Below are 12,817 nucleotides of genomic sequence, written 5' to 3' on the forward strand. Positions count from 1 at the left end.
CGGCTGCAGCAGCCCTCCGGCGAGGCGGACGCCGTGGTCGTGGCCACGCCGAAGGGCCTGGTCACCCAGCCGCTGCGGGGCGGGAGCTCCACCACGCGCGTGGGCCAGGGCACCCCGGCAGCACCCGTGCAGCTCGGCGGCTGTACCTTCGGCGCCTGGTCGGGCACCGGCCGGGTGGTCCGGGACTGCCCCGGCACCGACCGCGACGTCGACGAGACCCTGGAGGGCGCCGACGGCGAGCTCGCCTACCGGGTCAACCGCCAGGTGATCGTGCTGAACGACGTCTCGGCGGGCACGCTGTGGATGGCCGCGGAGGACTTCGAGAAGGTCGACGACTGGGACCTGAAGATGCCCGAGGACGCCGAGGGGGAGAAGACGGAGTCCGAGACCACCACGCCCGAGATGGTCGACCAGTTCGTGGCCCAGCGGGACAAGCCGAACCGCCCGCCGGAGCCGGAGGACGACTCGATCGGCGTCCGGCCGGGCCGCACCACCGTGCTGAACGTGCTGGGCAACGACCTCGACCCCGACGGTGACGTGATGACCGCGTCGATCGCCGACCCCGAGGGCCGGGTGGCCGGTGCCGGCGCGTCCGACGTCTCGGTGGACCGCGTGCTCGACGGCGCGGCGCTGCAGGCGAACGTGCCCGAGACGGCGACCGGCACCACGACCTTCACCTACACGGTGGACGACGGCCGCGGCGGTACCGCCGACGCCGACGTGAAGGTGCGCGTGGTGCCCCTGAGCGAGAACGAGGCGCCGGTCTCGACCGGCGAGCCCGTGCTGCGCGTGGCGCAGGGCGGCGACGCGTCCATCAAGGTGCTGCCGTTCTGGCGCGACCCCGACGGCGACGACCTGGTCCTCTCCAGCGCGGCCACCGCGGACCCCATGGACGAGGTGCGGTTCCGCCCGGACGGCACCGTCGAGTTCCGCGACGGCGGCACCGCGACCGGCCGCAAGATCGTGGAGCTCACGGTCTCGGACGGCCTGGACCAGGTGGGCGAGGGCCGGCTGCTCGTCGACGTGATCGCCACCCAGGAGCCGCCCGTCGCGGTGGCCGACCACGTCACCGTGCTGGCGGGCGATCCCGTCACGGTCCGGCCGCTGCGCAACGACTCCGACCCCAACGGCGACCGCCTGCGCCTGGTCAGCGTCTCGGAGCAGGCACCGGCCACGATCACGGAGAACTACGCCGCGGGCACGTTCCGGTTCGTGAGCCAGGAGCCCGGCAGCTACGACATCACCTACCAGGTCAGCGACGGCCCGGGCTCGACGATGGGCCTCGTACGCGTCGACGTGCTGCCGCCGCCGGACGCCGCGGGCCCGCCCGTGGTCGTGGCCGACACCGTGCTGCTCCCCGCCGGCGGTTCCGCGCTGGTGGACGTGCTGGCCAACGACACCGACCCGGGTGGCGGCGTGCTGGTCGCGTCATCGGTCGAGGCGCCGCCAGAGGTCACCGCCGTAGTGCTGGACCACCACGTGCTGCGGGTCGCGGAGACCGAGCGCCTGGACCGGCCCGTGACCCTGCGGTACACGGCCTCCAACGGCACGGAGACCGCCGTCGGGCAGGTACGGGTGGTGCCCATCGCCGCGCCCACCAAGCTGCGCCCGCCCGAGGCGACGCCGGACGAGACGACCGTGCACACGGGTGACATCGTCACCGTGCCGGTGCTGAAGAACGACTCCCACCCGGACGGTCTGGAGCTGAAGCTCACGCCGGAGCTCGTGGAGGAGCCGGACACCGGAGAGGCCTTCGTGTCCGAGGACACCGTGCGGTTCCGGGCCGGGTCCGAGGCCGGCACGGCGCACCTGGTCTACGAGGTGCGCGACAGCAACGGCCAGAAGGACTCCGCACAGGTCACGATCAACATCACGGACACCCTGGAGAACGCGGCGCCGCAGCCGCCGGACACCACGGCCCGCGTGCTCGCGGGCTCGGTCACCCGGATCCCGCTGCCGCTTGACGGCAGCGACCCGGACGGCGACTACGTCACGCTCGACGGACTCTCCGCGCCGCCCGCGCAGGGCACGGCCCGCGTGGTCGACGGGTTCCTCGAGTACGAGGCGTCCCAGGGCGCCGCCGGGGCCGACGAGTTCCGGTACTCCGTGACGGACACGCGCGGCGCGACGGCCGAGGGAACGGTCGCCGTCGGTGTCGCCCAGCCGCCGGGGGTCAACCAGCCGCCCACCGCGGGCGACGACGAGACGCTCGTGCGTCCCGGCCGCGACGTCGCGGTGGACGCCCTGGCCAACGACTCCGACCCGGACGGCGACCAGGTGGGCCTGGTACCCAAGTCGTTCGAGGGCGCCGAGAGCCTGGACCCCCGGGTCGTCGAGGACCTGGTGGTGGTCACCACGCCCCGCGACGAGGGCACGCAGACCTTCTACTACGGCATCGAGGACACCTTCGCGGCCCGCGCCACCGGCGCGATCACCGTGCAGACAGCCAAGGACGCGCCGCTGCTGCGGCCGATCGCGCGCGACGACGTGGTGCCGCCCGCGGACGTCACGTCCGACACCGTGACCGTGGACGTGCTGCGCAACGACTCCGACCCCGACGGCGTCGCGACCGACCTGACGGTCGCCGTGCTGGGCGAGGACGGCGAGCAGCCCGCCGGCGTCACCCTCGGCGAGGGCGGCGAGGTCACCGTGGCGCTCACCGAGGACCCGCAGGTGCTCACGTACACCGTGACCGACATGGACGACCTGACGGCGAAGGCGTTCCTGCGGGTGCCGCGCGACGGCTCGCTCCCGCACCTGAAGCAGCCGGTCGAGGCACTGCGCACCTTCGCGGGCGAGACGCTCGAGATCGACATCGCCGACCACGTCGTGGTGGCCGACGGCCACGAGCCCCGGTTCACCGTCGAGGAGAAGGTGACCGCCGTCGAAGGCACGCGCGACGTCACGGGCCCGACCACGCTGACGTTCACGTCCGACGAGGACTACGTGGGACCGGCCTCGGTCACCTTCGAGGTGACCGACGGCGACGGCCCCGACGACCCCGAGGGCCGCACCGCGGTGCTGACCCTCCCGATCGACGTGCGGGCCAGCCGCAACCAGCCGCCGGAGATCAAGGGCACGCCGCTGCTCGAGGTCGCCGCCGGCGAGGAGTCGGCGCTCGACCTGTCGCGCGTCGCGGTCGACCCCGAGGGCGACCCGCTGACCGTCGAGATCACCGGCGGGGCCGAGGGCGTCACCTTCGGCACCCAGGGCGCCACGGTCACCGCGCAGGCGCAGGCCTCCGTCCCGAAGGGCACGCGCTTCACCGTCCCGTTCACCGTGTCCGACGGCGGCCACCCGCCCGTCGCCGGCGAGCTCGCCGTCACGGTCGTGGCCTCGACGCGCCCGCTCGCGCGGGCCAACCCGGACGAGGTGCGCGACGCGCACCAGGGCGCGGCCGCCACGGTGGACGTGCTGGCCAACGACGCCAACCCGTTCCCCGAGGAGCCGCTGAAGGTGGTCGGCGCCGCGGTCGAGACGGGCCAGGGCTACGTGGAGACGACGGATTCCACGGTGGTCGTGACGCCGTCGGACGACTTCGTGGGTGCCATGGTGGTGCGGTACCGCGTGGCCGACGCGACGGCCGACGTCAGCCGTGAGGTCGAGGGCACGGTGCGCCTCACGGTGCTGGGCCGGCCCGAGGCGCCGCGCGCCCCGCAGGTCGAGGAGGTGCGGTCCGAGACGGTGGTGCTGACGTGGGACCCGCCGGCGGACAACGGGGCCGAGATCACCGGGTACACCGCGCGGTCGGGCAAGGGCGACACCACCGAGTGCCGCTCCACGACCTGCACGGTCACCGGGCTCAAGAACGACGTCGTCTACAACTTCACCGTCACGGCCACCAACGAGGTGGGTGAGTCGGAGCCGTCCGGCCCGTCCGAGGACGCCCGGCCGGACGAGAAGCCCGACAAGCCGGAGCCGCCGTCGCTGAAGTTCGGCGACTCCGCGCTGACGGTCTCCTGGAAGAACCGGACCTACACCGACCGTTCGCCGATCGAGTGCGTGAACCTGGAGATCAGCCCGGCCCCGGCCGACGGCGTGATCCAGAAGTCCTGCGTCACCGGCAGCTCGATCGTCTGGGACGGGCTGGCCAACGGCACCGCCTACACGGTGACGGTGCAGGCTGTGAACGCCGCGCCGGACCCCTCGGACTGGAGCGACGCCTCCGCCCCCGAGACCCCGGCCGCGCCGCCGGCCAAGCCCGCGGCGCCGTCCGCCCAGCGCGTCGACAACGCGCTCGGCGGGCAGATCACGGTGTCCTGGACCGAGCCCGCCAACAACGGCGCCCCGGTCGAGCAGTACCATCTGGACGTCTACGAGAACGGGTCCAAGGTCGAGACGCAGACGGTGACGGGCACCTCCCGCGTGGTCTCGGGCCTGTCGGCCGAGGCGTCCTACACGTTCGCGGTCACGGCCGAGAACAAGGCGGGCAGCTCGCCGGCCAGCGACCGGTCGGCGGCGCAGGTGCCGTACGGGAAGCCGCAGGTCCCGGGCACGCCGACGGCGTCGCTCGGCTCCACCACGAGCGGCCAGGCCGACGTGCGCTGGAGCGGCATCGCGTCGGGCGACTTCCGTGGACCGGCGCACCGGTACGAGGTGCTGGCGAACGGTGGGGGCACGCCCGGGAATGCCGGGACCGCGACGTCGTACACCTTCAAGGGCCTGGCCAACGGCACGGCCTACCGGTTCCAGGTGCGCGCCTGCAACCAGTACACGTGCTCGGCCTGGACGGCGAGCTCCGGCGCCGTGACCCCGTACACGACGCCGGGCGCCCCGGGCGTGAGCTGGACGCTGCGCTCGTCCTCCGAGGGCCGGTTCACCGTGTCGCCCCCGGGGAGCAACGGCGGCCGGGCCGTGGACTCGATCCGGTACCGCGTCAACGGCGGCGGCTGGCAGAACATGTCCGCGTCGGGCGGCAACGTCGACGTCGGGCCCGCCTACAACACGAGCTACAGCCTGGAGGCGCAGGCCTGCAACGCGGCCGGGTGCGGCACGACGGCGTCGGGCAGCGGGCGGACCAACTCCAACCCGGCCAACCGCTCGTTCACCATCTCCAAGGGCGCCGACGCGTCGACGTCGTCGGGCTGCCGGCAGGGCTCGGCGTGCCGCTGGATCAACATGAGCATCACCGGCTGGGAGCCCAACACGGCGTTCACCATGCGGTGCCTCACCACCGTGCGCCAGCCGGCCGGGCAGGTCTACTTCCCCCGCTGGGAGCAGGGCGAGTGGTGGGGTCAGGCCTGGGGCGTGCCGCTCCGTACGGACGGCAACGGCAACTGGTCCGGGCAGTCCGACTGCATGCACGGCTACACGGGAGCTCAGACCTGGGTCGAGACCCAGCAGCTGGGGTCGTCCAACCGACTGACCTGGTGACCACGGGAAATTTGCTTCGACACGGTTGCGACACACCGGCCGCTTACCAGACAGACTCCTACAATCTGGACGGGCGGCATGGGTAGTCCTGCCCACTGAAATTCCACGACGATTCACCCTTGCCCCCGGTAGTGTGCTCCCGTTGCGCCTGTGTGTGCCGTCCGGGCGGGCAAATTTTCGGTGGCGTGTCTGTTGAAGAGGAGGACGCATGAGCTTGGTCTCGCGCGTGTACGAGAACCGCAGATCGGCAGCATCGGTCGGTGTGGTGACTCTCTTCGGCGCGGGCCTCCTGGGCTTTGCGCTCCTGTACGACGGCGAGGCGACGGCGGACGTCCAGCTGAACGACTCGGGCGTCTGGGTGACCCAGACCGCGTCCGGCAAGGTCGGCCGGTTCAACTACGAGGCCAAGGCCCTCGACGGCACCCTGCTCGCCAACTCGGCGAGCTTCGACGTGGAGCAGGACGCGCAGCGCGTGCTCCTGGACAGCGTGGGCGACTCGTCCGCGAGCCCCATCGAGCCGGCGCAGCTCACCCTGCGCGGCACGATGAAGTTCCCCGCGGGCGCGCAGGTCGGCGCCGCCGGCGCCACCACCGCCGTCTACGACGAGGAGTCCGGCAAGGCCTGGGTGCTCCCGTTCGACGGCGCGGTCGCGTTCGACGAGAAGAAGCTCAAGCCGACGCTGAAGGTGGGCAAGGGCGGGACGCTCGCGGTCGGCAAGGAAGGCACCGTGTTCCTCGCGGTCCCGGCCGACGGCAAGCTGTACACGGTCCCGACCGGCGCACAGGGCACCGCCAAGGACGCCGACGAGTCCTCGCTGCCCATGAGCGCCGACGCCAAGATCCAGGTCACGGCCGTGGGCGACCAGCCCGTGGTACTGAACCAGTCGACCGGCAACGTGGTGCTGCCGGGCGGCGACTCCGTCGAGATCAAGGACGCGTCGCAGGGCATGCTCCAGCAGCCGTCCGACAAGGCCGACAACGTGGTGCTGGCCACCCCCAGCGGTCTGGTCTCCCAGCCGCTGGGCGGCGGCGACGCGACCACCCGCTCGGCGGAGGGCACGCCGTCCGCCCCGGTCCAGCTCAGCGGCTGCGTGTACGGCGCCTGGACCTCGGGCCAGGTCATCCGCGACTGCGAGGGCTCCGACAACGACGTGGACGAGCGGCTCGAGGGCATCGACGCCAGCACCAGCCTCGCCTACCGCGTGAACCGCAACGTCATCGTCCTGAACGACGTCGCGAACGGCTCCCTGTGGATGGCCGCCGACAAGTTCGAGAAGGTCGACGACTGGGACCTCAAGATGCCCGAGGACGCCGAGGGCGAGAAGACCGAGTCGGAGCAGACCACGCCCGAGCAGGTCGACCAGTTCGTGGCCCAGCGGGACAAGGCCAACCGGCCGCCCGTCGCCAAGGACGACAACTTCGGTGTGCGGCCGGGCCGCACCACCGTGCTGAACGTGCTGGGCAACGACGTGGACAAGGACGGCGACGTGATGGTCGCTGCGGTCAAGGGCGAGGCCGAGGGCGACATCAAGGTCAACCGGGTGCTCGACGGCGCGGCCCTGCAGGCCGACGTGCCGGCGGACGCGACCGGCACCACCACGTTCACCTACGAGGTCAACGACGGCCGCGGCGGTACCGACCAGGCGTCCGTGGACGTCCGGGTGGTGCCGCTCGAGGAGAACAACCCGCCCGTCCAGTCGGGTGAGCCCGTGCTGCGGGTCGGTCAGGACAGCATGGGCACCATCAAGGTGCTGCCCTACTTCACCGACCCCGACGGCGACGACATGTTCCTGTCGAACGCGAGCACGGCCGACCCGCTGGACGAGGTGCGGTTCCGGCCGGACGGCACCATCGAGTTCCGCGACGGTGGTACCACGACGGGCCGCAAGATCGTCGACATCACGGTCTCCGACGCGCTGGGGCTGCCGTTCCAGGGCCGGCTGCTCGTCGACGTGATCGCGACCAACGTGCCGCCGGTCGCCGTGCAGGATCACGTGACGGTGCTGGCCGGCGAGCCCGCCACCGTGCGGCCCATGCAGAACGACTTCGACCCCAACGGCGACAAGCTGCGCCTGACGGCGGTCGGCGAGAAGGCGGGCCTGGAGATCACGCCGAACTACGGCGCGGGCACCTTCCGCGTCGTGAGCGACTCCCCGGGCTCGTACGACCTGACCTACCAGATCACCGACGGCCCCGAGCCGACCATGGGCCTGGTGCGCGTGGACGTCGTCGAGCCGCCGGACGAGGCCGGTCCGCCCATCGCGGTCTCCGACCAGGTGCTGCTCCCGACCGGCGGCTCGGCGCTGGTGGACGTGCTGGCCAACGACACCGACCCCGCGGGCGGCGTGCTCGTGGTGCAGGGCGTGGACGTCCCGGACGACGCCCCGGTGAAGGTCGCGGTGCTGAACCACCAGATCCTGAAGGTCTCCGAGGTCAAGCGGCTCGACGAGCCCGTGACCATCACCTACACCGTCGCGAACGGCGCGGGTACCACCACGGGCCAGGTGCGCGTGGTGCCGATCCCGGCGCCGGCCCGGCTGCGCCCGCCGGAGGCGGGCCCGGACGAGGCGACCGTGCACGTGGGCGACGTGGTGACCATCCCGGTGCTGAAGAACGACACCCACCCGGACGGCCTGGAGCTGACCCTGACGGACGAGCTGCAGGAGTCGCCGCCGGCCGAGGCCGGCGAGGCCTTCGTCTCCGAGGACACGGTGCGGTTCCGCGCCGGCCAGGAGGCGGGGACGTACCACGCGGTCTACGAGGTGGTGGACTCCAACGGGCAGAAGGACTCGGCCCAGGTCACCATCGTCGTCAAGGACGACCCGGAGAACGCGGCGCCCCAGCTGCCCGACATCACGGCCCGGGTGCTCGCCGAGGGAACCGTTCGGATCCCGCTGAACCTCGACGGCACCGACCCGGACGGCGACTACGTCACGCTGAGCGCCATCTCCGGCGCCCCCACGCAGGGCACCGCGACGATCGTGGACGGGTTCATCGACTACACGGCGGCCGAGGACGGCACCGGGCTGGACACCTTCACCTACCAGGTCACGGACACCCGTGGCGCGGTGGGCGAGGGCCTGGTCCGCGTGGGCATCACGCCCAAGCCGGCGACCAACCAGCCGCCGCAGGCCGCGGACGACGAGACGACGGTGCGGCCGGGCCGCACGGTCGCCGTCCGTGCGCTGGAGAACGACACCGACCCCGACGGCGACGAGATCGGCCTGGTGGAGAGCGGTTTCGAGGGCACCGGGGACATGGACCCCAAGGTGGTCAAGGACGACGTGGTCGTCACCGCGCCGGACGACGAGGGGTCCTACTCCTTCTACTACGGCATCCAGGACACCTTCAAGGCCAAGGCGAGCGGCGCCATCTCGGTGAACGTGGACCAGAACGCGCCGCTGCTGCGGCCGATCGCCCACGACGACGTCATCACCTCGGACGACGTCGAGGGTTCCTCGACCGTGACCGTCGACGTGAAGGCCAACGACATCGACCCCGACGGCGTGGCCGCCGACCTCGAGCTGAGCATCGACCCCGACCTGGAGGGCGTGCGGATCACCGACGAGGGCCTGCTCGAGGTGCAGCTCACCGAGTCCGCCCAGGTGATCACCTACACCGTGACCGACATGGACGGCCTGGAGGCCAAGGCGTTCGTGCGTGTGCCGGGCGACCAGGCGCGGCCGCACATCAAGCCGGGCCTGGAGCCGCTCAAGGCCACCTCCGGTGAGCCGCTCACGATCGATCTCGCCGAGTACGTGGTGGTGCGCGACGGCACCGAGCCGCGGATCACCGAGGAGAAGACGGTCAAGGCCCTGGAGGGCAAGGCCGTCGTCGACGACGAGGACACGCTCGTCTACACCTCGGCCGAGGACTACGCCGGCGCGGCGTCGGTCAGCTTCGAGGTGACCGACGGCGACGGGCCCGACGACCCCGAGGGCCTGACGGCGGTGCTGACGCTGCCGATCGACGTGACGCCGTCCAAGAACATGCCGCCCAAGATCACGGGCCGGCCCGTGCTGGAGGTCGCGGCCGGCGAGGAGAGCTCGGTCGACCTCTCCCGGTACGTGAAGGACCCCGACAAGGACCCGCTGACCTTCACGGTCAAGGGCGTCGAGGGCATCTCGCCGTCGGTCTCCGGCGACACGGTCTCGGCCGAGGTCGACCCGTCCGTCTCGAAGGGCACCGCGCAGGAGCTGGCGATGACGGTCTCGGACGGCAAGAACCCCGCCGTCGACGCCGTGCTGACCGTCAAGGTCGTGGCCTCGACCCGGCCGCTGGTGCAGACCACGCAGGACGTCGTGCTCGACGCCCACCAGGGTGAGCCGACGACCATCCCCGTCCTGGCCAACGACACCAACCCGTTCCCGGGCGAGGACCTGACCCTGTCGGGCGTGCCGACGGTCGAGACCGGCTCGGGCACCACCGAGTACCGCGGCGACCAGCTCGTGGTGACGCCCGCCGAGGACTTCCACGGCGCCATGCTGGTGCGGTACCGCGTGCAGGATGCCACCGGCGACCCCGACCGCGAGGTCGACGGCATCGCCAAGCTGACGGTCCTCGGCAAGCCGGAGCCGCCTCGGGCGCCACGCGTCGAGGAGGTGCGGTCGGAGACGGTCGTGCTGAGCTGGGACCAGCCGAACAACAACGGTGCGGACATCACCGGCTACACGCTGCGGACGCAGAACGGTCAGGAGCACGCCTGCAACACGACCACCTGCACGTTCGACGGGCTGAAGAACAACGTGAAGTACACGTTCACGGTCACCGCGACCAACGAGGTGGGCGAGTCCGAGCCCTCGCCGGCCTCCAAGGAGGCCCGCCCGGACGAGAAGCCGGACCAGCCCGCGCCGCCGACCCTCGTGTTCGGTGACAAGAGCCTCGAGGTGTCCTGGAAGAACCGGGCGTACACGGACCGGTCCCCGATCGAGTGCGTGAACCTGGAGATCAGCCCGGCCCCGGCCGACGGCGTGATCCAGAAGACCTGTGTCCAGGGCGGCAACACCACGTGGACCGGGCTGGAGAACGGTACGGCCTACACGGTGCGCGTCCAGGCCAAGAACGCGGCCCCGGACCCGTCCGACTGGTCCGAGCCGTCCGCGCCGGAGACGCCGGCCGCGCCCCCGGCCCAGCCGGCGGCGCCCAACGCCAGCCGGGTGGACACCGCCGTCGGCGGGCAGATCAACGTCTCGTGGACGGCCCCGGCCAACAACGGTGACGCGGTCAAGACGTACTACCTGGACGTCTACAAGGACGGCTCGAAGGTGAAGACCGTCACCACCTCGGACACCTCGCAGACCGTGCAGGACCTGAGCACCAGCTCGAGCTACACGTTCACCGTCCAGGCCGAGAACAAGGCCGGCAAGTCGCCGGTCAGCGGCCAGTCCAACGCGGTGGAGCCGTTCGGCACGCCGGACGTCCCGGGTAAGCCGAACGCCGCACTCGGGTCCAACACGAGCGGACAGGCGAACGTGAGCTGGGGTGCGATCGGGGACTTCCGCGGCAGCGGCCCCCGGTACGAGGTGCAGGCAAACGGCGCCAACGGCAAGAACGCCGGGAACGCGACCTCATACACCTACTCACCCCTGAACAACGGGACCTCGTACACCTTCCAGGTGCGCGCCTGCAACGCGAACGCCTGCTCGGGCTGGTCCGCGGCGTCGAACGCGGTGACGCCGTACGGCCCGGTGCCGACACCGTCGATCAGCGCCAGCGGCGGTGACCAGAAGGTCACCTTCACCTGGGACGGCCGGGCCACCAACGGCCGGGCGATCCGCTCGGTCGTGGTCTCGGGTGCGTTCAACAGCACCGCGACGAACGGCACCCAGTCGGTGTCGGCGGGCTACAGCACGACGAAGCGGGCCTGTGTCGAGGTCACGGACACCGAGGGGCAGAAGGCGAGCAAGTGCGCCGAAGCGACCTCGGACAGGGCTCCGGACCCGCGGGCCTGGGTGACCAAGGGCTCCGGCGTGAGCAACGGTGACTGCACGCACTCCTCGTGCGCGTACTTCGTCGTCAACTGGCAGGACTTCCCCGCCGGCAACCACAGCGTGGAGTGCTACTCGGGCACCAACCCCGACGAGTCGGGCTGGCACAACATCCTGACGCCCGACCGCTCCTACAGCATGAACTTCTCGGGCACCGGCAGCCGCCAGCTCAGCTGCTTCTACGGGTACCCGGGGACGCAGGTGGCCGTCCGCATCGACGGCAAGCTCTACGAGGCCAGGACCTGGTAGAACCATCCCTGCCCGGCCGCCGCGCACGCGGTGGCCGGGCACGCCATGATCGACACAGATTTCACCCGACGAACGAGCAGTAACGAGCAGTAGGGATAGACGAGATGACCACGATGACCCCTGAGCAGGCGGCCTGGTTCGCCCAGACCTTCGACCGGCTCGTCGGCAACGTCGGCCAGGCGGTCCTGGGCAAGGCGCCGGTGGTGCGCATGGCGCTCACGTGCATGCTCGCCGAGGGCCACCTGCTGCTGGAGGACGCCCCCGGTACCGGCAAGACCATGCTCGCCCGCTCGATCGCGGCGTCGGTGCAGGGCACGCACAACCGCATCCAGTTCACGCCGGACCTGCTGCCCTCCGACGTCACGGGTGTGACGATCTACGACCAGAAGACCGGGAAGTTCGACTTCCACCCGGGCCCGATCTTCGCCTCGATCGTGCTGGCCGACGAGATCAACCGTGCCTCGCCGAAGACCCAGTCCGCGCTGCTGGAGGTCATGGAGGAGGGCCGGGTCACCGTCGACGGCGTCGCCCACGAGACCGGCCGCCCGTTCATGGTGCTCGCGACCCAGAACCCGATCGAGCAGGCCGGCACCTACCGCCTGCCCGAGGCCCAGCTCGACCGCTTCCTGATGAAGACGTCGGTGGGCTACCCGGACCACGCCTCCACGGTGGAGATCCTGTCGGGCGCCTCGGTGAAGGACCGCAGCAAGACGCTGCAGCCCATCATCACCACCAAGGCCGTCACCGAGATGGCTGACCTCGCCTCGACCGTGCACACCGACACCGCGGTGCTGGAGTACGTGTCCCGCCTCGCCGAGGAGACCCGCAACGCGCACGAGGTGCGCGTCGGCGTCTCGGTCCGTGGTGCGCTGGCCCTGGTGCGCTGCGCCAAGGTGTGGGCCGCCGCGCACGGCCGCAACTACGTGCTGCCCGACGACATCAAGGAGCTGGCCCAGCCGGTCTGGGCCCACCGCTTCGTGCTGGACCCGGAGGCCGAGTTCGCGGGCGCCCGCCCCGACGTCGTGCTGGCCCGGATCATGGCCGACGTCGCCGCGCCGCAGGAGCGGGCCTCGGCATGACGACCACGGGCATGGCGTCCGGTACCGGGTACGGGAAACGTCAGGAGAAGCCGACCGGCCTCGCCGGCGTCGTCGCCGCGGGCCGTGCGCAGGCGCAGCGCGGCCGGCGCGGCTGGGTGACCTTCGCCGC

3 protein-coding genes are annotated in these 12,817 nt (G+C 71.6%); all 3 read left to right on the forward strand.

Annotated features, from left to right (window positions below):
* Nucleotides 1-39 precede the first annotated feature (39 nt).
* The 3 genes from PROKR_RS15590 to PROKR_RS15600 all read left to right on the forward strand — a co-directional run bounded on the left by PROKR_RS15590 (nt 40) and on the right by PROKR_RS15600 (nt 12,687).
* Nucleotides 40-5,373 (forward strand): Ig-like domain-containing protein, encoded by a 5,334-nt coding sequence (locus PROKR_RS15590; RefSeq protein ID WP_245605843.1) that lies wholly within the window; start codon nt 40-42, stop codon nt 5,371-5,373.
* A gap of 208 nt (nt 5,374-5,581) precedes the next feature.
* Nucleotides 5,582-11,608, forward strand: coding sequence for an Ig-like domain-containing protein (locus PROKR_RS15595; protein WP_036964539.1), 6,027 nt, complete (start codon nt 5,582-5,584; stop codon nt 11,606-11,608).
* A gap of 104 nt (nt 11,609-11,712) precedes the next feature.
* Nucleotides 11,713-12,687 carry an AAA family ATPase gene (locus PROKR_RS15600; RefSeq protein ID WP_036964541.1) on the forward strand — a complete coding sequence of 325 codons (975 nt, stop codon included), beginning with the start codon at nt 11,713-11,715 and terminating at the stop codon, nt 12,685-12,687.
* The last annotated feature ends 130 nt before the right edge of the window (nt 12,688-12,817 follow it).

This window comes from Promicromonospora kroppenstedtii DSM 19349 (assembly GCF_000515355.1).
Classification (GTDB): Bacteria; Actinomycetota; Actinomycetes; order Actinomycetales; family Cellulomonadaceae; genus Promicromonospora; species Promicromonospora kroppenstedtii.

Bases quoted from the DNA above. Each gene is read 5' to 3' on its own strand.
- PROKR_RS15600 (WP_036964541.1), top strand. From the start codon at position 11,713: ATGACCACGATGACCCCTGAGCAGGCGGCCTGGTTCGCCCAGACCTTC.
- PROKR_RS15595 (WP_036964539.1), top strand. From the start codon at position 5,582: ATGAGCTTGGTCTCGCGCGTGTACGAGAACCGCAGATCGGCAGCATCG.